We start from the raw sequence: 22,317 nt of genomic DNA, 5'->3' as shown, positions 1-22,317 counted from the left end.
CAATTCTGTAACTTTTTTCCGAATTAAAATCAGAAAACACATCGAAAAATTACGATTATATGCTATAATAAAAACAACTAAAAAATAAGATACGGAGTAGCTATGGAAAATTATTTTGCCAATGTGGCTGTAATAGGCGGAGGAGCGGCCGGTCTTGTATGTGCCGTAACCTGCGCTCAAAAGGATAAAAACAGAAAAGTAATTATAATAGAAAAGGAACAGCGTGTGGGAAAGAAAATTCTTGCTACCGGCAACGGAAGATGCAATCTCACAAATATGAAGGCTTCCCCTGAAAATTATCACGGAAGCTTTCAAAAGGGCGTTGAAAATCTGTTGAAAGAAATACCCCCCTCAGAGGTTTTGAGATTTTTTGAAAATATAGGTCTTTTTTGGAAAGAAGAGGACGAGGGGAGAGTTTATCCCTACAGCAATCAGGCGTCATCTGTGCTTGATGTTTTAAGACTTGCCCTTGACCGTCTGGGCGTTGAAGAAAAATGCGGATGTGCTGTTAAATCTGTTTCAAAAAGAGGAAATAAGTTTTCGGTTGTCTGTGACAGCTGTACTGTGACAGCGGAAAAGGTTGTGGTATGTACAGGTGGAAAAGCCTCGGAAAAGTTAGGCTCCGACGGAAGCGGACTGAAATTTTTAAAGGAAATAGGACATACAATAACACCTCTCTATCCGTCACTTGTGCCTGTTTCAGTAAAAAATCCATATATGAAATCATTAAAGGGAATTAGATGTATGGGAGAGGTTTCCCTTGCTGATGAAAAGGGAAAGATAGTAAAAAGAGAACAGGGAGAAATCCAGTTCGGCGAAAAGGCTCTTTCCGGAATTTGTGTTTTTAACCTTTCATCATATGTTGGTGAAATCAAAAAGCCACGCATATATCTTAATCTTTTTCCGGAATATGATTTTAACACACTTGTTGACCTTTTGTTTAAGCGTAGGAAAATGCTTTCTGAAAATACTCTTGAGGACTTTTTTACGGGAATGCTTCACAAACGAATAGGCTTTGTTGTTCTTAAAGATGTTCTTTCAAAAAACCTTTCACAGAAGGTTGGAACCCTTACAAAAACCGATATAAAGCAGATTGCGCAGACACTCACAAAATGGGAATTTGACTGCACAGTTAATATGAATTTTTCCTCCGCTCAGGTGACAAAAGGCGGAGTAAGCGGAAAGGAAATAGACCCTTTTACAATGGAAAGCAAAAAGATCAAAGACCTTTATATCTGCGGAGAGGCGGCAGATGTGGACGGAGACTGCGGCGGCTATAATCTGCAGTTTGCATTTTCCTCCGGAATTATGGCGGGAAGGATGGTTTGATTTATGATAAAAATATCTGATATGAAATTCCCTGTTGACTATACGGAAAAGGATATACAGCAGAGGATTGCAAAAGAACTTAGAATAGAAAAAGAGAAAATAAAACGTTTTTCCATTGCCAGACGTTCCGTGGACGCAAGGAAGAAAAACGATGTTAAATTTATAATTTCTGTAAATGCTGAGATTGACGGCGACGAGAAAAAAGTAATCTCCCGTGCAAAAAGCAAAAACGTGACCACAGCAAAACCCTTTACCTATAAAATAGAAAAATGCAGGGAAATGAAAAATCCTCCTGTTATAGTTGGCTTCGGGCCTGCGGGACTTTTTGCAGGACTTTTCCTTGCACGTGCCGGAGCTAATCCCATAATCCTTGAAAGAGGAGAGGACGTGGACAGCCGAACAAAGGCGGTTGAAAATTTCTGGAATAACAGGGAGTTTTCACCTCTTTCAAATGTGCAGTTCGGAGAGGGCGGCGCAGGAACCTTTTCCGACGGAAAGCTTAACACAGGCACAAAGGATATAAGAAGCCGCATTGTATTGGAGGAATTTGTGGCTCACGGCGCGCCCGATGAAATACTTTACAATGCCAAGCCCCATATCGGCACGGATAAGCTGAAAACCACGGTAAAAAATATACGTGAAGAGATAATTTCTTTGGGAGGACAAGTGTATTTTTCCACAAAGCTTACGGATATAAACATAAAAAACGGAGCAGTTACCGGAGCGGTGGCAGAGCAGAACGGAAAGAAGCTTATATTTGATACGGAAAATCTTATTCTTGCCATAGGTCACAGCGCAAGGGATACCTTTGAAATGCTTTACAATAAAGGTATTTTTATGGAGCAAAAGCCTTTTTCCGTTGGTGCGAGAATTGAACATCTGCAAAAGAACACAGACAAAGCCCAGTACGGAGAATTTGCAGGAAAAGGACATCTGGGAGCTGCCGACTACAAGCTAAGCGAGCATTTAGAAAACGGCAGGGGAGTTTATACCTTCTGCATGTGTCCCGGCGGAATGGTTGTAGGTGCCGCCAGCGAAGAAAACACGGTTGTAACCAACGGAATGAGCGAATTTGCCCGTGACAGAACAAATTCCAACGCCGCACTGCTGGTTGGAGTAAATCCCTCTGATTTCGGTTCGGACAATCCTCTTGCAGGCGTTGAATATCAGAGAAAGCTGGAAAAAGCCGCATTTCTTTTGGGCGGTGAAAACTACAACGCCCCTGCCCAGCGTGTGGAGGACTTTCTCCAAAACAAAAAATCCACAGCTTTCGGAGAGGTTATACCCTCATATCTTCCAGGAACAGAGCCCTCAAACCTCAGGGGAATTCTTCCCGACTATGTGTCCGAGTCAATGGCTCAGGCGATAATTAAAATGGACAGAAAGCTTCACGGCTTTGCAAACGGCGACGCAGTTTTAACGGGAGTTGAAACAAGAAGCTCTTCACCGGTGAGAATTTCAAGAAACGCAGAGTATCAGTCCGTAACCCTTTCAGGACTTTACCCCTGCGGAGAGGGCGCAGGCTACGCCGGAGGAATAGTTTCCGCCGCTGTAGACGGTATAAAGCTTGCTTCTTATATAGCAGATGTGTCCGTGTGCGGTGATTGATAATTTTTCTTTCATAGATAATATATCAGCTTAAATTGGAAAAACTATTACTTGACAGGAGGTTTTTCTAATGGATTTAAAAATAAAATGTATTGACGGAAGAGAAATAATTGACTCAAGAGGAAATCCCACGGTGGAAGCTCAGGTTTATCTGGAATGTGGTGTCACTGCGGTGGCTTCTGTTCCCTCGGGAGCGTCAACCGGTGTTTATGAGGCGGTGGAGCTTCGTGACGGTGACGGAAGATACAACGGAAAAGGCGTTTTAAAGGCGGTTGAAAATATAAAAGAAAAAATTTCTCCGGCTTTAAAGGGAATAAATGTAACAGAACAGCGAAAAATCGATAGAATAATGATAGAGCTGGACGGAAGCGACAACAAGAAAAATCTTGGAGCAAATGCCGTTTTGGCTGTTTCCCTTGCCTGCGCAAAGGCGGCGGCTAAGGCTCTCTGTGTACCGCTGTACCGTTATCTCGGCGGTTTTAACAGCTCAAGACTACCGGTTCCCATGATGAATATTTTAAACGGCGGAGCTCATGCTTCAAACAATGTGGATATTCAGGAATTTATGATTATGCCGGTGGGCGCTCAGAGCTTTTCAAAAGGCCTTATGCAGTGCTGTGAAATTTATCAGGCATTGGGTTCAATCCTTAAAAGTCAGGGAAAATCCACAGCGGTGGGAGATGAGGGCGGTTTTGCCCCTGACCTTGCCACAGATAAGGACGCTTTAAAGCTTATTATGGAAGCTGTTCATAAGGCAGGCTACAACAGCGAAAATACAAAAATCGCCTTGGACGCCGCTTCCTCCGAGTGGTATAAGGACGGAATTTACACACTTCCAAAGCGTGGAACAGTGGCGGACAGCGACCAGCTTATTGACTATTACGACAAACTGGCTTCTGAATTCCCTATTATCTCCATTGAGGACGGACTAAGCGAGCACGACTGGACAGGATGGCAGACATTGACTTCACGTCTGGGAAAAAAGCTTCAGCTTGTGGGTGACGATTTGTTTGTGACAAATGTTACAAGACTGAAAAAGGGAATCAAAATGGGCGCAGGAAATTCCGTATTGGTGAAGATAAATCAGATAGGAACATTGTCTGAAACCTTTGACACCATAGAAACCGCCCACAAATCCGGATACACCGCAGTTATTTCCCACAGAAGCGGAGAAACCGAGGACACCACAATAGCCGATATCGCAGTTGCGGTAAATTCGGGACAGATTAAAACAGGAGCTCCATGCAGAACAGAGAGAACTGCAAAGTATAACAGACTTTTAAGAATTGAGCAGGTTTTAGCAAGTTCTGCACAATATGGAATAATATAGAAAAAATCTAATCAAAATGTGAATATTGTAAACTAAATATTAAAAGAATAAAACCGCCTGATGGGTGGTTTTATTCTTTTAGGGAAAATCAAAATGACGGTTATGTGATAAAATAATGTTAAATTATGACTATTATACGAAAATACGAATGGGTAGGGGCTAAAAATATGCAATATGTGAAAGATGCATTGTTAAAGTCAAAAGAGAAAAACGAGGCGACTTGGAAGGTTCTTGATAAGTTTTCATACGACGGCGATGATTTGGGTGCGGTCTATTCAAAGGCTGCAACCACCTTTAAGGTGTGGGCGCCCACAGCGCAGATGGTAAAGCTGCGTCTTTATTCAGTTGGAAGCCGTGAGGAACAGCCCAATGTCAGCGATGTTATATCTACCAAAGAGATGGAGCACACACCTGAAAATGGTCTGTGGAGCATTACTGTAAAAGGAAATCTTAAAAATATATATTACACATACCTTGTAACCGTATACGGACAGGAAAATGAAACAGCGGATATCTATGCAAAAGCCGCAGGTGTAAACGGACTTAGATCCATGGTTGTGGATTTAAGCGATACAAACCCTCACGGCTGGAACAAGGACTCACATATATTTGTGGAGAATCCCACCGACGCAATTATCTGGGAAACACACGTTAAGGATTTTTCCTATGCTCAGTCCAGCGGCGTCAGCCATAAAAACAGGGGAAAGTTTCTGGCTTTTACCGAGCATACAACCATGTACGGAGTAAGGGACAGACGTGAAACCTGTGTTGATTACTTAAAAAAGATAGGAATTACCCATGTTCAGCTTATGCCTATATACGACTTTGCAACCGTCAACGAGGCGGGCGGCGACGAGTACAACTGGGGATATGACCCGCTGAATTACAATGTTCCCGAGGGAAGCTATTCCAGCGACCCGTTCCACGGCGAAGTTAGAATAAAGGAATGTAAAGAGATGATAAAAGCTCTCCATGACGCAGGTATCGGCGTTATCATGGATGTAGTTTTCAATCACACATACAAAAGCAGGGATTCCTGGTTCAATCTCACTGTTCCCGGCTACTATTACAGAATAGGAAAAGACGGAAAATGGTCTAACGGCTCAGGCTGCGGAAACGATACAGCCAGCGAGAGAAAGATGTACAGAAAATATATGGTTGATTCTGTTCTTTACTGGGCAAAGGAATACCATATAGACGGATTTAGATTTGACCTTATGGGACTTCACGATGTGGATACCATGAACGAAATAAGAAAAGCTCTGGACAGTCTTCCAAACGGAAGCAAGTACCTGATGTACGGCGAGGGCTGGAAGATGTTTACAAATGTGGACAGCGGAATTTTTCTTGCTAACCACACAAATATGGGATATCTTGACAGCCGTATAGGTTCTTTTAACGACGGAATAAGAGATTCACTGAAAGGAAGCGCCTTTGACGACAGAAACAAGGGCTTTGCTCAGTGCGGAGTAAACAAGGGCGGAATAATTATATCGGCTGAGGGTCAGTGCGGAAAATACTGCGGATGGGCGCAGGCGCCTACTCAGACAATAAATTTTGTTTCCTGCCACGACAATTACACACTTTATGACAAGCTTGTTTCCTCATGTATAGGAAACAGGGATTACAAAATGAGATACGAAAATCTTATCCCAATGGTAAAGCTTTGTCAGACCTTGATTATGACTGCTCAGGGAATACCTTTTTCTTTGGGCGGAGAGGAATTTTGCAGAACAAAGTACGGCGATAAAAACAGTTATCGTTCTGCACCGTCGGTTAATATGGTTGAATGGGAAAACCTCAGCAATTACGGCGATGTAAGCGACTACTATGCCGGACTTATAAAGATAAGAAAGCAGTTTGATATGCTCAGAGACCCAACAAGAGCCACAGCCAACAGATTGAAGTTTTTCCAAAATCTCCCGAACTATGCCGCAGGATTTATGATTTCCGAAGAGGACGGAGAGTTTGGCGAAAATAAACATCATAAAATGGCAGTTATTTTAAACGGAAGCGCAGACAATTATCTTGACGCCGAAATTGAATACAGCGACGGTTCCAACTGGGTTGTTTTGGCAGACGGAACAAATTCCGGAGTCAGAAGCTTGGGAGTTGTTTCCAATAACAGATTTATGCTGAACAGAAACTCAGCCGTTATACTTATATATAAGTCGTGGTACGACGAGATTATGGAAAAACAGCAGAAAGGGAAGAAGCATTGAACTTTCCTGAAATCCGCTTGGCAGGATTTAAAAAAGAATTTATAAAAAATAAAAGCGCAGAAACATTTTTTCTCTGTTTCTGCGCTTGTTTTATTTGCTGCTGATTTTTACAGGACAAGGACGGGAAAATTTAAGCTCCGAAAGCACAAGTCCGGAAATTGTAAGTATTATTCCCAGAGCCGCCTGAAATGTTATCTTTTCTCCCAGAACAATCACTGAGGTGATAACGGTAACAACAGGCACCAGGTAGATGTAAACGCTGGTTTTTACATCACCTAATATTTTTATTGTCTTGCCCCAGATTGCAAAGCAGGCGGCGGAAGCCAAAAGTCCCAGATACAAAAAGTTTGCGATTATCTGAGGTGATGAAAATTTATCAAGGGTTATATTGAAATCCATGAAGAAGAGAGCCGGTATCATAAAAATCAGACCATAGCCGAAGCATCTTCTTGTGGTTTGAATTGTGTTGTAGCCGTAGCTTCCGATTTTCTTGGTGATAAATGAATATACAGCCCAGATAAAAGCGGCGAGTATTGCCAGAATATCACCCATTGGATTGAAGCTGTAGCCCTGACCGTCGTTAAAGCTGATTATGGCAATTCCGCAGATTGCCGCAAAGAAACCAAGATAAAAGTTTAATTTAGGCTTGTCCCCTTTATTGAACAGGGCAGAAATTATTCCGCTGAAAAAGGGAGATATTGCAACTATTACGCCTACGTTTGAAGCCAAGGTATAGGTTAATGCAATATTCTCAAAAAGAAAATAAAGCGTAATTCCGCAAAGTCCTGCCGAAGCAAAAAGCAATTCGTGTTTTCTGTCCTTTATTTTCATTCTTTTCGGGTAAAAGATATTGAGAGCAATAAAGCCTATTATAAAGCGGCAGAAAAGAATTTCAATGGGAGTAAATGAAGTAAGCAAAACCTTTGTGGATATAAAGGTTGTACCCCATATAAGTATAGTGATGACAGCGGTAAGATGTCCGAAAGCCGGACTGTCCGTCTCGATTTTTCTTATCATACTTTAAAGACCCCTTTGTTAAAAATACCAAAGACAAATTTACATCAAAACAGCCTTTCAGTCAATAGAAAAGTTTTTAAACAAAATAAAAAACCAGCCGGGGAAGCTGGTTTTAGTATATAAAGTTAAGTTTTTGCTCTTACAAGCTTTGCCTTTTTTACAACGGATACCAAAGAGAAAATTACAATAATCTCGAAAGGTGTTGTTACAAGCTGTTTTAATGCTCTTGCGGCAAGGTACTCGAAATACGGGAAGCCGTACTGAACGGTGAGCCAGAAGGTTCCCAAAAGCAGCTCAACAAAAATTGTGATAATGAGCTTGCTTATGATTACCCTTGGAAGTGTGGCGTTGTTTTTGTAAAGAAGCATACCGTAAACAAGACCGCTTAAAGCGGCGTTGATTGTCCAGCCGGGGAAATATGCGCCGCCTGTTGAATTTAAGAAAAATGACAGCATATCGCCGCAGCCGCCCATAATGGCTGTGGGGACAGGGCCTAAAATCATACCGCAGATTGCAGTTGGTATAAAAACAAGGCTGAACTTTACGCCGGGAAATGCGGCGAGGGTGAAGTTTGCGTAATATCCCAATACAACTCTCAATGCCAAAAGCATACCGCAGATAGCCACGGATGCGGGAGAGGATAATTCGTGGGAAGAACGTCTGAGTTTTTCAAGCGGAGTCATATTGTTTCCGCTTTTTGCAAAAATTGACATAAAATACCTCCTTTTTAATTGTTGCTACAAAAGGAGGTTATAAAAAGGGCGGAATTTCACAATTCCGCCCGCATAAAGTCCTGATGTAACAGCGGGATGCGAAATTTGTACCGCAGGTTAACCTTTCGTCCCAATGACAACTCCCCGTTCATTGGGCACTTCACGCACAAATTTCTACTCTGTGAACATATCTGATTATAGCACAAATAATGTCTTTGTCAATCGGTTTTTTAAATTTTGCTGTGTATAAGTCTTGACAGCGGCTTGTAAAGTAAGAAAACCAAAGCCGAAACAAGAACTCCCTTTAACAGGTTAAAAGGTGCAACAGCCAAAATTACAAAGGACAAAATTCCGTCGATGTTTGGATTTATAGCTGAACCCATCTGAACAAATGCTTCCATTGGCATTTTAAATGCTGCGGCATATGCAGGAAGAAGCAGGTAAGCGTTTAAAAATACTGCGGCAACAGCCATTGCCACGGTTCCTATGCCCATTCCCAGAAGAGCGAAGCTTCTTTTCTTTTTCCATTTGTACAAAAGGGAAGCAGGAACAACAAAGGCGCATCCCATAAGGAAGTTGGCAAGCTCGCCCACGCCTGCGGTCATAGTGCCTTTTAACACAAACTTTAAGAGGATTTTTACAAGCTCCATTACGATTGCCCAAACAGGACCAAGAGAAAATCCGCCTATAAGCACAGGAATTTCGGAAAAGTCCAGCTTGTAGAAGTCCGGTGCGATAAATGGAAGCGGAACCTCAAAAAACATAAGGGCAGCCGCCAAAGCGGAAAGCATTGCGGCTATGATAAGCCTGTTGAGATGTGTGTTTGTGTGCTGTTTTGCACTGTTGTTGACCTTTGATTTTGTCTGCATAACAAAAACCTCCAATAATAGAAATGATTTAAAGAAGATTTGTTGTCTGTTGCAAAAAAAGAACCCCCGAATATTCGGGGGTATTCGACAGCTTAATGTGCTGCACAAAAATGTGCCAAAAGCATTAAGTGTTTATCTTCTTTCATCCGGACTATAACCGTCGGTTTCGGAATTTCACCGAATCAGCGTTACGCTCGTGGACTTTAACCACCGGTGGGGAATTGCACCCCGCCCCGAAGACAACTTATTTTCTTTTATTAAATTATATGACGTATGTTTTAGATTGTCAATAGCCTTGTTTTTAAAACTGCTGAAAAGCGGAAGCATTTGCCACAGGAATATTTTGATTTACAGCGGTTTTAAACTTATTTTTGTACTTGTTTTCAAGGTAAAAGCTGAAAATTATCATTGTTACAAAGAAATAGGGAGTAATCCATAAAATAGGAATTATAAAAAAACCCAGCAAATACCAAGGAATAAAACTCAGGTAAAATAGTATAATATTGCCTTTTTGGTTTTGACAAATTTCCCTTGAACGGCGGAAATGTGCATTGCTGTTTATCTGAGGCATCATTGTGAATGCTGTGGCAGCATAAAAAAGAGATGTACAGAGATATACAAACAGGATAAGCCCCAAAACAATGAAAATTGAAAATACCGCCGCTCCCACAAGGGGATTGGTTGTGTTTTTCAGGGGAGTGAAAACAAACAGCATAACAACTCCTAAAAGAGGGAGAAAGGATATTAAAAGCCTTGCCAGAACTCTTATTAAAAGAGAAAAGCTGAATTTTAAGGCGCACTTATAAAGTCCGTTGCCGCCGTAATAAAATATTTCCGATAATTTCGGCTGTTCATCCCTTGCAATAAGCAGAAACAGTCTATAGCATCCCAAAAACAAGGGGGAGAAGAAAAACATAGCCGCTGCGCAGAATATTCCCTGAATAACAGGCAGTAAAAATCCCGTTTGTTCTATACCGGGAATAAGGCTTCCCAAAAGTCCTATAAGATATGATAAATAATTTCCCGCCGCAGCTGTTAAAAGGCAAACCATCACGGCTCCCACGGAAAGGGAAATTCCCCCATGGGAGAGCTTGGCTTTTGCGGTAAGTTTTAAAGCTTTAAACAACTTTTTCAGCTCCTCCGAAGATATTATCAGTCCTCTGCAGCCATTTTGTACATGGCTTCAAGGCAGATTTGAGCGTGCAGGAAAAACTTTTCTGCGTCAATGCTTTCGTTTGCCTGGTGAAGTCCACATTCATCGCCTGGGAAAACTCCGCCGAATGCAAGGCCTTTTCCGCCAAGTGTCTTAGCGTAAGTGCCGCCGCCGGTTGTGTAAAGGTTTGGATATTCTCCCATAATGTCCTTGTATGCTTCGCTTAAAAGGTTTACAAGCTTGCTGTCCTTTTCAAAGTAAACAGGCTTTTCGTGTTTGATAATTCTGAAATTAAGACCCTCGTACTTTGCGGCTGAGAAAACTCTGTCGATTATATCCTTGCCGTTTACGGTGACAGGATATCTTATATCAAGTGTGGCAGAAGCACCATTCTCGCCAATGCGTACTGTTCCAACGTTGATAGTTAAATCTCCGGAAGCCGCATCACGCATTTTAAGACCCATTGAAATTCCGTTTGTTTCTGTTCCTATTCTGTAGTTTATAAATGAACAGATACTGCCCATTGCCTTTAAGCCGTAGTGGGAGCAGAGCAGAGAAACAAGCTCGGTTATTGCGTTTTTGCCCAGGTCAGGCTCACAGGCGTGGGCGGATTTGCCACGGCTTATTATCATCATTCCGTCTATTGTGTATTTAAACTCAAAATCTCCGTCCCTTGCATCGGCAAGACGCAGAAGCTGGTGGTCGTCGTTTTCGCTGGCGTCCAGCAGTGCATAGGCATAATCGGGAACAGCGTTTATAGCCTCTCCGCCGTTAAGCTCTGTAAGAATAGTGCCGTCATGTCTGTCGAGGGATATTTCAACCTGCAAAATTCCCTTTTCGCCCACGCATATTCCGTAATTGCTGTCGGGAGTAAATGCCATTTCCGGCAAGGGTTCATTTTCAAAGTAGATTTTCATATCCTTCATGCCAACCTCTTCGTCGGTTCCGAAAATAGCACGGAGTGTGTTTTTAATATCCACATTGTTGTCCTTCAATGCCTTCAGACAATACAAAGTGATAAGTGCAAAGCCCTTGTCGTCTGCAACTCCTCTTCCGTAATATCTGCCGTCCTTTACTGTCAGTGCAAATGGCTCTGTATTCCAGCCGTTTCCCTCGGGAACAACATCCAGATGTGTCAAAACGCCGCAGAGCTTTCCGGAGTCGCCCAGCTGAACATGACCGCAGTTGCTCGCAACTTTCTTGGATGTCAGTCCGAATTCCTCAGCCCTTGACATTATAAAGTCCAAAGCTTTTTCACATTCGTCGTTGTAGTAACGTGATATGGATTTAAAGGAGACAAGGGTGTTCAAATCCTTTAATATATCGTCCTTGTAGTTAAGAATTTTTTCGCCAAAACTCATATATAACTTTCCTTTCTAAAATAAGGCAAATAAACTATTTACCTTACAGTAATATTGTAATATAATATTCAGAAACAGTCTGAATTTTTTTGTGTTAATTGTGTTAAATTATATTATAGCAGATAGCAGTAAAAAATGCACTATTTTTTTAAGGAAGTGATTTTTATGGAACAGAGTAATTTTTTCGCAATGCTTTCAAGAATGAAATATATAAACCGCTGGGGTCTTATGAACAACACAAGAACCGAGAATATCTCTGAACACAGCATACAGACTGCTATAATCGCTCACGCTCTCTGTGTTATACACAACAAAAGATTTAACGGCAATATTGATGCGGACAAAATAGCAGTTGCCGCCATGTTTCATGATGTTTCGGAAATAATAACAGGCGATATGCCTACACCGGTTAAGTACTATAACCCGGCAATTGTTGAGGCATATAAAAAGGTAGAGGAAATCGCTGTGGATAAGCTTCTTTCCATGCTTCCTGATGATTTGCGTGAGGAGTATTCTCCTGTTTTAAATTTTGAAAGGGAGAATAAGGAGCTTTACAGATATATTAAAGCCGCCGATAAAATCTCTGCCCTTATAAAATGCACGGAGGAGCAAATGACCGGAAGCCGAGAATTTGACCAAGCCAAAAAGACGCTGGAAAATGACCTTAAAAACATGAAAATGCCGGAAATAGAGGTGTTTTTAAAGGAGTTTTTGCCGGCTTTCAGCCTTACTTTAGATGAACAAGGGTAAAACTTTACATAATTTTGATGTGTATAAATGCATACTGTGATATTTTGCTGAATTTATTTATAATTCTAATTTAGAATTATTTTTTTCGCCTGATAGTTGTATAATATTAAAGTCAAAAATTCTACCTGATTTACACTAAAATTACATAAAATCCCATTTTAGTCGGGATTTTTTAACATGAAGTGTTTTAAGACAAGTATAATTTAACCTTAAAAGCATTATAAATTATTGCGGTTTTTCGTGATACAATCTTACACTATTATTTTTATTTTTAAGAGAGGCGATTCCATGGCGGGTAATGATAACAGAAGCAGAGATATCAGTTCCAATTCAAAAAAGAATAAAGTGCCTAAGTTTAAGCCCAAGGGAACGGCAAGAAGAGTTGTGGCAGTTTTCCTTTCTCTGATATTTATTGTGCTTGGCTCCGGTATTATTTATTATTATAAAACCCTTGATTCTTTTAATTTTGATAATTTCAGCAAGGAGAGCAATCTTACTGATGAAACCACAGAGGGAGAGGCTCCTGATTTGGGCATCGGCGATCTGAATACCGATATGGATTCCGGCTTGCTTAATGACCCTATGGTGCTCAATGTTATGCTTTTCGGCAGCGATATGAGAGACTGGAGCGGAGAGGATTACGGCAGAAGCGACAGCTTGATTCTCCTTTCCATAGATAACCGCCACGATAAAATTAAGCTCACATCATTTTTGAGAGATACCTATGTGGAAATTCCGGGTTACGGTAAGCAAAAGATTACCAACGCATATTCATTGGGCGGACCTGAGCTTGCTATAGAAACTGTTGAGTATAATTTTGGAATAAAAATAGACAGATATGCAGTTGTAGGTTTTGATGCTTTTGAAAATATAGTTAATACTTTGGGCGGAATTGACATAGAGCTTACTCAGGGTGAGATTGACTATATTAACCATCAGAGATACAGAAACGGTCAGACTGATACGGAAAATGAGATTACCGCAGAGCCGGGCATTGTACATCTCAATGGTTCTCAGGCTCTTTGGCATTGCAGAAACAGAGGCTTTGATGAAAGAGACAGCGGCGACCCGTTTATTTTTGAGGGTGACGACTGGGACAGAACCGACAGACAGAGAGATTTCCTCAACACGGTTATGGAGGATATGAAAACAGCTTCACTTCCTCAGATTATCCAGATTGTCAGTGAAATAGGACCTATGATAACCACTAACCTGACAAAAAGCGAGATAACAACACTTGTTATGAACTCCTTGACATATCTCAGCTATGATATGGTAGAAACAACGGTTCCTAATAATTATTGGGAATACGGCGAAACCTCAGACGGTCAGTCAATAATAAGAATTTATGATTTTGACGCCGCAAGAAAAGAGCTTGCAGTGTTCCTTTATGAGGAGCTTGTAAGCGGCGGTACTGAAATAGAATCGGAAGAAGAAAACGTATACTATTAAAATAATCTTAATCACCGTGCCGAAAGGTACGGTGATTTTTTATAAGAAAATCCCGGATTTACTGAACTAAGCTTTGTAAATCCGGGATTTTGAAATTTAATTTACATCAAATCAATTATCAGTCCATGGGAGCGAAACGAAGCATTTTCTTTCCGTCACGTTCTATAACCTCATTGAACATAGCGTATGGTCTTACCCAAAGGCTTCCGTCCATGGCGTTTTTGTAAACTACCATTTCCTCTTCGGTTTCGCTGTGTTTTGCAATACCTACAACCTCGTATTCGCCGCCTTTGAAATGACGGTATCTGCCGAGATGTACAGGCTGCGGAACCGGAACCTCTTCAACCTCAACAGCTGGTTCCTCAGCAACCGGTGCTTCTGTTATTTCTTCAGCTGCCGGAGCCTCCTGCTGTGGTTCAGCGTTTTGGCACTGATCTTCCGGAAGTCTGAAATCAGCAGAACCCTGAACAAGGATTCTAGCGGAATATGCCGGAATGCTTATATTTGCCCAGCCGTTTGCCTGGAATGTTTCGTAGTTATTTAAAACATCAACAAGATATGTGTCGCCGTCAACCTTGAAGTCCATGTTTTTGTCCTCTGCGGCAAGGTTTAATGCGATATATACTGTCTGATCCTCATACTGACGCTTGTAGACAAGCTGTTCGTTTCTGATATTTACATTTTCAAATGTTCCGTATTTAACGGCTTTAAGACCAAGTCTTGCCTTTCCCAGACGTCCTAAGAAGCTGCAAAGCTCAAGGTTTGGATTTACAAGATTGTGGAAATCAAGGCATGGACGGAGAGCTTCGTCGCTTGTGTTGCTTCTTACGCCCTCTATTGCGTATTCACTTCCGTAATAGATTGACGGAACACCTGGCATTGTGTACATGAGTGTGTATACGTTGGCAAGGTGATTTTTATCTCTCAGTGTGCTTGCAATTCTGTTTACATCGTGGTTGTCAACAAAATTGTAGGTGTAGATATTTCTGTAAATACCGCCGCCGTAAGCGCCGCCGAACTGACGCTGAAGTGAGTGGGCGATTTCAAAATAGTTGTGGTCATTATGGGAGGAGTAAATTCCCTTGTAGCACTCATAGTTTGTAACTGAGTCCAAAGCCTCAGGGTTTGCATAGCGTGTATAGTCGCCATGAATTATCTCTCCGTAAAGCCAGAAGTCGCTTTTCTTTGATTTGCACAGCGCTCTAAGCTCTTTAAAAAAGTTTACGTCGATGCAGTCCGCAACATCAAGACGAAGTCCGTCTATGTCAAATTCGTCAATCCAGAAAGAAACTGCGCCTAAAAGGTGGTTAACAACGTCACGGTTGTGGTGGTTGAGCTTTACCAGGTCATAGTGTCCTGCCCAGCCCTCGTACCAGAAGGGGTCGCCGTAAGGGCTTGAACCGCCGAAATTGAGATTTTGGAACCATCCGCAGTATGGTGAATTGCTTCCCTTTTCCTGAACATCCTTAAATGCCCAGAACTCTCTGCCTACATGGTTGAATACGCCGTCAAGTATAACCTTTATGCCGTTGCTGTGAAGAGTGTCACAAATTCTTTTGAAAGACTGGTTGTCGCCAAGTCGCTTATCTATTTTATAATAATCACGTGTATCGTAACCGTGTTTAGTGCTTTCAAATACAGGGTTGAACACTATGGCGTTAACTCTAAGCTCCTTATAATGGTCTATCCACTCGTAGATTTTATCAAGTCGGTACTCTTGTTTATTATCGTTCATAATAGGAGCACCGCAGAAACCCAACGGGTAGATATTGTAGATAATACTTTCGTTAATGAAACTCATGATACATGACCTCCGGATTAGTGTATTTTACTGACTTTTGTTAAACTTAATCAATAACTTTATTTAGTTTAACATAAAATTGGCTATTGTGCAACAGTTTTCTATATGTTATAATATAGGGGCAGTATTAAAAAATTTTTACTTGGAGGGAAAAAAATGAATATTTGGCACGATATGGATTCTTCCAGAATCAACGCATTGGATTTTATGGTAGTAATAGAAATACCGAAGGGCAGTCAGTCTAAGTACGAGCTTGACAAACAGACCGGCTATTTGGTGCTGGACAGAATTTTGCATACCTCTACTCATTATCCTGCTAACTACGGATTTATTCCGAGAACATATGCCGACGACGGTGACCCGCTTGACGTACTTGTTTTGTGCAGTCAGGTGATGTACCCTCTTACAACAGTAAGATGTTATCCTATCGGCGTTATAAATATGATAGACAACGGAAAGAATGACGAAAAGATTATTGCAATTCCTTTCAATGACCCGTCATATAACACATATTCCGACATTTCACAGCTTCCTATGCATATTTTCGAGGAAATGGCTCACTTCTTTAAAGTGTACAAGTCCCTTGAAAACAAGGAAACAGCGGTAGACGAAGTTCAGGATGCGGCAAAGGCTATTGAGATAGTTCATTCCTGCATCAAGAATTACAAGGAAAAATTCAACTGTTGAAATTAAAATAAAAAAACAAGACACCGGTTTCGATGTCTTGTAAAAAACTAAGGTTTATTTAGGATTTACTTTGCATTTATGTTTATGTATTCAGCCTTTAGTTTTGAATAAAGAATTTTTTGGCTGGAGTACAGACCGTAATATCCTGAGAGCATGTAGCTTACGGATACGGCAACGGCAAAGAATATAAGTCCATGTGCTCCGAAAATTTCAACGCTGAGAATAATTGATGCAACAGGGCAGTTTACAACGCCGCAGAAGGTGGCAACAAGTCCGATAGCTGCGCCGAACTGTGGGTCAAGACCCAAAAGACTTCCGGCAAAGTAACCGAAGGCTGTTCCTATAAACATGGTTGGAACGATTTCGCCGCCTTTAAATCCGGCAGATATGGTTACCGCTGTGAAGATGATTTTCATTATAAAGTCAAACCAGTAGACCTGACCGCCGTTGAATACACGTTCTATGTATTCCATACCGGTTCCGTTAAAGCGGTGTGTGTTTATAATCAAAGTGAGAATAACCACAATAAGTCCGCCTACAAATATTCTTATGTATGAATTTTTAAAAAGCTTTTTGAAAAGCTTTGCCGTATTTTTTAATGTGATACAGAAAATAATACTCACAACGGCGCAGAGAACTCCTAAAAGCAAAACCCTAAGCAATGTAAGTATTTCGATATCGGGAAAATGCTCAACGGCAAAGTAAAGGGGAGCGGCTCCCATAAGTGAAGATACTGCAAATCCTGACAGAGAAGCTATAAGACAGGGAACAAGTGCGCTGTAATAGAAAACGCCGACGCTTATAACCTCGATTGCAAATATAACAGCGGTCAGTGGAGTTCCGAAAAGAGCTGAAAAAACACTGCTCATTCCGCACATTATGGCAATATGCATGTCCTTTTCATCAAGCTTGAAAATTCCGCCCATTTGGCGTCCTATACTTCCGCCAAGCTGTAAAGCGGCTCCTTCTCGTCCGGCTGAACCGCCGAAAAGCTGAGTAGTAACAGTTGCGGCGAAAATCAGCGGCGCTATAAGTATGGGAACTTCGTTGTGAGAACGAACGGAGTTTATTACAATGTTTGTGCCGGGGTCGCTGTCGAATTTAAGTCCTCTGTACATTAAAACTATAAGAAGACCCGCAAAGGGCAGAAAATAAAGCAGAAAAGGGTTTGCATTGTGAAGCTCGGTGACGTATTTTACGCTTTCGTGAAAAAGTCCTCCGATAAAGCCTCCTGTGCATCCGGTGATACCTGCCACAACAGCCCATTTGAGAAATGTAAATATATAATTTCGTATGGAGAGAATTTTCCTGCGAAGAAAAGATTTTAACTGGTCTTTTATTTCTTCCGGAGATTTCTTCGGGAATATTGATTGATTGCCCTCATTTTCCTGATTCAAATAAGACGCCTCCTAACTGTCTTTTAATTTGAATGAATTTGTTTTAGAGTAAAACACTGATAATTTTACCACCAAAAATCAGCGCAGTCAATTTTAATGAGTAAGTTTTGTTTATATTAAAAATTTCGGTTTCTTTCTTTAAGGAGGGGAAAAACCGTTCATATGAAAGGTTGATGTAAAAATGATGCTTAACAAAAGAAAAGTTGTTATTGTAGGTACAGGAATGGTAGGAATGAGCTTTGCTTATGCTCTCCTTAACCAGAATGTCTGCGACGAGCTTGTGCTTATAGATATTAACAAGAAGCGTGCAGAAGGAGAAGCAGCAGACCTTAACCACGGCGTGGCTTTCTCTTCAAGCAGCATGAGAATTTATGCAGGCAACTACAGCGATTGCTCAGACGCAGATATCGTTGCAATCTGCGCAGGCGCAAACCAGAAGCCCGGCGAATCCCGTCTTGAGCTTTTGCAGAGAAACACAGCTGTTTTCAAGTCCATAGTTGGCCCTGTTGTAAGAAGCGGCTTCGGCGGAGTTTTCCTTGTTGCTACAAACCCTGTTGACATTATGACAAGAATTACCTGCGAGCTTTCAAACTTTAACCCATCAAGAGTAGTGGGAACAGGTACAACCCTGGACTCTGCAAGACTTCGTTACCTTGTTGGCGATTATTTCAGCGTTGACCCAAGAAACGTTCACGCCTATGTTATCGGTGAGCACGGCGACAGCGAATTCGTTCCGTGGTCACAGGCTCTCATCTCCACAAAGAGAATTACAGATATAGTTGAAAAGAGCGGTGACCAGTACAGCCTTGAGGATTTGGATAAAATAAGCGGCCTTGTAAGAGGTGCAGCTCAGCACATTATCGAGGCAAAGGGTGCTACCTATTACGGAATAGGTATGGCTATGGTTAGAATTGCAAAGGCTATTTTGCAGAACCAGAACAGCGTTTTGACAGTTTCCGTAAGACTCAGAGGCGAATACGGCAAAAAGGGCGTATTTATCGGAAACCCTGCAATTATCAATAAGAACGGTGTAGACAGAACAATCGAGCTTGAACTTACTCCGGACGAGCTTGAAAGAATGGAAAATTCCTGCACACTTCTTGATGAATGCTTTAACAGCATTGAGCTGTAATGAGAATTATTTAAACCTTAAAAATAAGATTTTAATAAAAATTATATATCTTGTTATAAACAGAGAGCGATTGCCGTTCTCTGTTTATTTTTTATACCTTTTTTTCCTTTTTCTAAAATTAAATTTGAGTAAGCAACATGCATTTTTTAAAAAAGAAAATTCTGTAAAAGCGAAACAAAAATGATTTATGAAAATGTGATAAAATAAATAAAACTTATCAAATTAAACCGGATATTTTTATTGACAAGGCCGCTGTTTCTGATATATAATGGAGAAGGTAAAAAGTGTACTTTTTATTCCGAATACTGATTACTAAAAAAAGAACGGAGGTTATTGTTTTGAAAAAAGGATTAAAAAAATGTCTTTCAATAGTTCTTACTATTGCAATGTTGGTATCTGTTATGTCTGTATCCCTTATTGCTAATGCAGCAGAAGATACTGTAACAATTAACGGTAAGAAATATTCTGTTGGAGATACTATTGAAGTGAAGAAGGAAATCACTGTTAATGATAAGTGGCTGCTTAACGGCCAGGTATCCATCCCTTATAACAGTGATGTCCTGAAATTTGTTGAAGAAGAACCATCAAAAATGTTCCCTGTAGCTAACGGACATAGTTTGGTATACTTTAATACAGGAAGTGAAATCAATTTCAACTTCCTTGATGTAACCAACGGTATCGACTTTACACAGGGCGGAATTCTCTATGACCTTACTTTTGAGGTTATCGCAGGTTCAGCTGAAGAAGTTACAATCGATGACGATCTTCAGGTTATAAGCACATTCCCATTTGCTGGTGACCCTCAGTCAGAAGAGAATAAGGGTAAGCCAGTAGAATATCCTTTTGACAGCGCACTTGAAAATGGCACAATTCCAGCTGATAAGGGTACAGAAGGCGAAATAGAGATTAAAGGTCCTGAGGCTGAAACTTTGACAATCAACGGTTACGAAGCAACAGTTGGCGAGACAGTTTATATCTCAAAGAAAATTCAGGTAAATAACAACTGGCTTATGAACGGTCAGATTTCTGTTAAGTATGACCCAGAGTATCTCCAGTTTGCTCCTGTAGAAGATGAAAAAATGTTCCCGAATGTATTCGGAATCGGTTCTTTCATGTATAACGATGTAAAAGATAAAGAGAGCGGCGCAAGCGTTGGCGAAATTAGAATTACCTTTACTGATGTTACAGCAGGTTATAACTTTACAAACTCAGCAGTTCTCTACGATCTTCCATTCACAGTTATAAAGGGTTCAGATACAGCTAAGAACGTTACTGACGAAATCGAAGCAATGAGCAGCTTTAATTTTGCCGGCGATCCTGCAGATCAGGAAAATCCTGACTATACAATGGTAAATGTTGTTGATGAGTCTACAGGCGAAATCGATGCTGCAAAGGGTACATCCGATGAAGAGCCGGTTGTAGCAGATACACCTGCAACAACAGAGAAGATTATCGTTAACGATATTGAAGTTGTTGCCGGCGACGAAATCAATTATTACCTCAATATAAAGGATGATAATTGGTTTGCAAACGGTCAGTATGAGATCACATTCAACAACACAGTTCTTGATCTTGTTGTAAATGACGATTCTATTACATATCCTGTTATTACAGCAGCAGGCGTTTCTGTAGTTGACAACGTAGTAGACAACGGCGACGGTACATCTACAATTTACTTCAACTTCTCCACAACAAACGGTGTAAGCTTTGAGGAACTTGGCAAAGTATTTGATTTCTACTTCACAGTAAAAGAAGATGCAGCTCCTGGCAACTACACAGTTGATACAAAGATTGTTGAAACATATGTATTCTCTAAACCAGGTCAGCCTGACGGTTCAAGCTATGATATGACAAATGTATATAATGAAGAGACAGGCGAACTCGATGTTCAGGAATCAAATCTTGTAACAGAGATTAAAGATATCGACGCATCCGCTCTTGAGGCTCTCATCGCAGAGGCAAAGGCTCTTGCAGCAGAAGAAGGCTACACAGAAGAATCTATCGCAGCTCTCAATGAGGCTATCGCAGCAGCTGAGGCAGTTGCAGCAGATCCACAGTCACAGGATCAGGTTGACGCAGCAGTTAAGGCTCTCCAGGCAGCTATGGACGCAGTAAAAATCGACGTATCAGCTCTCGAAGCACTTATCGAGACAGCAGAAGCAATGGATACAACAGGCTACACATCAGAATCTGTTCAGGCATTGGCAGATGCTATTGCACACGCTAAGACAGTAGCAGAAGCTCCTGAAAGCGTACAGGCAGTTGCTGATGAAATCGTAGCTCTCCAGGCAGCTATCGATGGTCTTGTAGTTGATACAGCAGAACTTGAGGCTCTCATCGCAGAGGCAAAAGAGCTTGCAGCAAAAGAAGGCTACACAGAAGAGTCTATCGCAGCTCTCAATGCAGCAATCGCAGCAGCAGAAGCAGTTGTAGAGAACCCAGCAGTTGAGGACGTTGCGGCTCAGCTCGAAGCTTTGAAGGCAGCTATGGATGCAGTTAAGCCTGACACAACAGCTCTCGAAGCACTTATCAAGACAGCAGAAGCAATGGATACAACAGGCTACACATCAGAATCTGTTCAGGCATTGGCAGATGCTATTGCACACGCTAAGACAGTAGCAGAAGCTCCTGAAAGCGTACAGGCAGTTGCTGATGAAATCGTAGCTCTCCAGGCAGCTATCGACGGTCTTGTAGTTGATACAGCAGAACTTGAGGCTCTCATCGCAGAGGCAAAAGAGCTTGCAGCAAAAGAAGGCTACACAGAAGAGTCTATCGCAGCTCTCAATGCAGCAATCGCAGCAGCAGAAGCAGTTGTAGAGAACCCAGCAGTTGAGGACGTTGCGGCTCAGCTCGAAGCTTTGAAGGCAGCTATGGATGCAGTTAAGCCTGACACAACAGCTCTCGAAGCAGCAATCGCAGCAGCAGAAGAGAAGCTTGCTGATGACAAGTACTCACCAACAAGCAAAGCAGCTCTCCAGGCAGCAGTAGATGCAGGAAAAGAGCTCCTTGCAAAGGTTGAAACAGAATTCGTTGTTTACGAAGATGTAGTTGCAGCAACAGAGGCTATCAACACAGCTATTGACAACCTCGTAGAAGGCGTTCTTCTCGGAGATGCAAATGACGACGGTAGAGTTAATATCGACGATGCATCTTATATCCAGAACTTCCTTGTAAAGCTTAACGTAACAATTAACGAGCTTGCAGCTGATGTTAACAAGGATGGCAAGATTACAATAATGGATACAACAATGATTCAGGTTCGTCTTGCAACTAATGCTGAGAATGAGTATGTATTCCCGGACGAAATCTGATTATTAACAGGTATTTAAAATTAAGGTATTGAAAGTTTGTTTTTTATTCAGTATTTGGGATTATAACAAGTAAATAAGTTATGCGGAGTTTGTAAACTGTTTTTACAAACTCCGCTTTTTTATTAAGGTGATATTTTTGATATGATACATAAAAGTATGTAAAATGTATTGTGAATAATACTAAA

16 protein-coding genes and 2 riboswitches are annotated in these 22,317 nt (G+C 41.3%); of the genes, 9 read left to right on the top strand and 7 right to left on the bottom strand.

The features are described 5' to 3' along the window. Positions 1 to 102 precede the first annotated feature (102 nt). From CGICJO_RS01235 to pulA, 4 genes are all read left to right on the top strand, one after another. Positions 103 to 1,329 carry a BaiN/RdsA family NAD(P)/FAD-dependent oxidoreductase gene (locus CGICJO_RS01235; RefSeq protein ID WP_486499332.1) on the top strand — a complete coding sequence of 409 codons (1,227 nt, stop codon included), beginning with the start codon at positions 103 to 105 and terminating at the stop codon, positions 1,327 to 1,329. 3 nt (positions 1,330 to 1,332) lie between these two features. After that, positions 1,333 to 2,937, top strand: a complete 1,605-nt coding sequence (locus tag CGICJO_RS01230; protein ID WP_486499331.1) for an NAD(P)/FAD-dependent oxidoreductase — start codon at positions 1,333 to 1,335, stop codon at positions 2,935 to 2,937. A gap of 70 nt (positions 2,938 to 3,007) precedes the next feature. After that, a complete protein-coding gene (gene eno / locus CGICJO_RS01225) occupies positions 3,008 to 4,267 on the top strand; it encodes a phosphopyruvate hydratase (protein ID WP_486499330.1) in 1,260 nt (419 codons plus the stop codon). Positions 4,268 to 4,434: 167 nt separating this feature from the next. After that, positions 4,435 to 6,489, top strand: coding sequence for a type I pullulanase (pulA, locus tag CGICJO_RS01220; RefSeq protein WP_486499329.1), 2,055 nt, complete (start codon positions 4,435 to 4,437; stop codon positions 6,487 to 6,489). 90 nt (positions 6,490 to 6,579) lie between these two features. Here the strand turns inward: pulA and CGICJO_RS01215 are convergent, their stop codons facing one another. The 5 genes from CGICJO_RS01215 to CGICJO_RS01195 all read right to left on the bottom strand — a co-directional run bounded on the left by CGICJO_RS01215 (position 6,580) and on the right by CGICJO_RS01195 (position 11,602). Further along, positions 6,580 to 7,506 (bottom strand): DMT family transporter, encoded by a 927-nt coding sequence (locus CGICJO_RS01215; protein ID WP_486499328.1) that lies wholly within the window; start codon positions 7,504 to 7,506, stop codon positions 6,580 to 6,582. 125 nt (positions 7,507 to 7,631) lie between these two features. Beyond that, positions 7,632 to 8,219 (bottom strand): folate family ECF transporter S component, encoded by a 588-nt coding sequence (locus tag CGICJO_RS01210; RefSeq protein WP_486499327.1) that lies wholly within the window; start codon positions 8,217 to 8,219, stop codon positions 7,632 to 7,634. 87 nt (positions 8,220 to 8,306) lie between these two features. Further along, a riboswitch (THF riboswitch) is annotated at positions 8,307 to 8,403 on the bottom strand. A gap of 46 nt (positions 8,404 to 8,449) precedes the next feature. Further along, positions 8,450 to 9,088, bottom strand: a complete 639-nt coding sequence (locus CGICJO_RS01205) for an ECF transporter S component (RefSeq protein ID WP_486499326.1) — start codon at positions 9,086 to 9,088, stop codon at positions 8,450 to 8,452. A gap of 130 nt (positions 9,089 to 9,218) precedes the next feature. Beyond that, positions 9,219 to 9,333: riboswitch (FMN riboswitch) on the bottom strand. Between the two features lie 56 nt (positions 9,334 to 9,389). Then, entirely contained in the window at positions 9,390 to 10,214 is an 825-nt protein-coding gene (locus CGICJO_RS01200; RefSeq protein ID WP_486499325.1) for a DUF975 family protein, read from the bottom strand. Positions 10,215 to 10,240: 26 nt separating this feature from the next. Continuing rightward, entirely contained in the window at positions 10,241 to 11,602 is a 1,362-nt protein-coding gene (locus CGICJO_RS01195; protein ID WP_486499324.1) for a Sapep family Mn(2+)-dependent dipeptidase, read from the bottom strand. A 165-nt stretch (positions 11,603 to 11,767) separates the two neighbouring features. Here CGICJO_RS01195 and yfbR point away from each other — a divergent pair, with 165 nt between their 5' ends. Both yfbR and CGICJO_RS01185 read left to right on the top strand, forming a co-directional pair. Next, on the top strand, positions 11,768 to 12,352 hold the full coding sequence (yfbR, locus tag CGICJO_RS01190) for a 5'-deoxynucleotidase (RefSeq protein ID WP_486499323.1): 585 nt from the start codon (positions 11,768 to 11,770) through the stop codon (positions 12,350 to 12,352). Positions 12,353 to 12,640: 288 nt separating this feature from the next. After that, on the top strand, positions 12,641 to 13,804 hold the full coding sequence (locus CGICJO_RS01185) for an LCP family protein (RefSeq protein ID WP_486499322.1): 1,164 nt from the start codon (positions 12,641 to 12,643) through the stop codon (positions 13,802 to 13,804). A 118-nt stretch (positions 13,805 to 13,922) separates the two neighbouring features. Here CGICJO_RS01185 and CGICJO_RS01180 read toward each other — a convergent pair whose 3' ends face one another. Then, complete coding sequence (locus CGICJO_RS01180) at positions 13,923 to 15,605, bottom strand: DUF1653 domain-containing protein (protein ID WP_486499321.1); 1,683 nt, start codon at positions 15,603 to 15,605, stop codon at positions 13,923 to 13,925. Between the two features lie 156 nt (positions 15,606 to 15,761). On the opposite strand from CGICJO_RS01180, the gene CGICJO_RS01175 reads away from it, so the two are divergent. Continuing rightward, positions 15,762 to 16,292, top strand: a complete 531-nt coding sequence (locus CGICJO_RS01175) for an inorganic diphosphatase (RefSeq protein ID WP_087376895.1) — start codon at positions 15,762 to 15,764, stop codon at positions 16,290 to 16,292. A gap of 65 nt (positions 16,293 to 16,357) precedes the next feature. Here the strand turns inward: CGICJO_RS01175 and CGICJO_RS01170 are convergent, their stop codons facing one another. Continuing rightward, positions 16,358 to 17,632, bottom strand: a complete 1,275-nt coding sequence (locus CGICJO_RS01170; protein ID WP_486499981.1) for a chloride channel protein — start codon at positions 17,630 to 17,632, stop codon at positions 16,358 to 16,360. 238 nt (positions 17,633 to 17,870) lie between these two features. On the opposite strand from CGICJO_RS01170, the gene CGICJO_RS01165 reads away from it, so the two are divergent. After that, positions 17,871 to 18,821: an L-lactate dehydrogenase gene (locus CGICJO_RS01165; protein WP_087376894.1), complete on the top strand. Its 951-nt coding sequence runs from the start codon at positions 17,871 to 17,873 to the stop codon at positions 18,819 to 18,821. A 338-nt stretch (positions 18,822 to 19,159) separates the two neighbouring features. Continuing rightward, positions 19,160 to 22,132: a dockerin type I domain-containing protein gene (locus CGICJO_RS01160; RefSeq protein ID WP_486499320.1), complete on the top strand. Its 2,973-nt coding sequence runs from the start codon at positions 19,160 to 19,162 to the stop codon at positions 22,130 to 22,132. Positions 22,133 to 22,317 lie beyond the last annotated feature (185 nt).

It is taken from the genome of Candidatus Limousia pullorum (assembly GCF_057405065.1).
The sequence above is the reverse complement of the archived record's forward strand: the minus strand, read 5'-3'. Positions and strand labels throughout refer to the sequence as shown.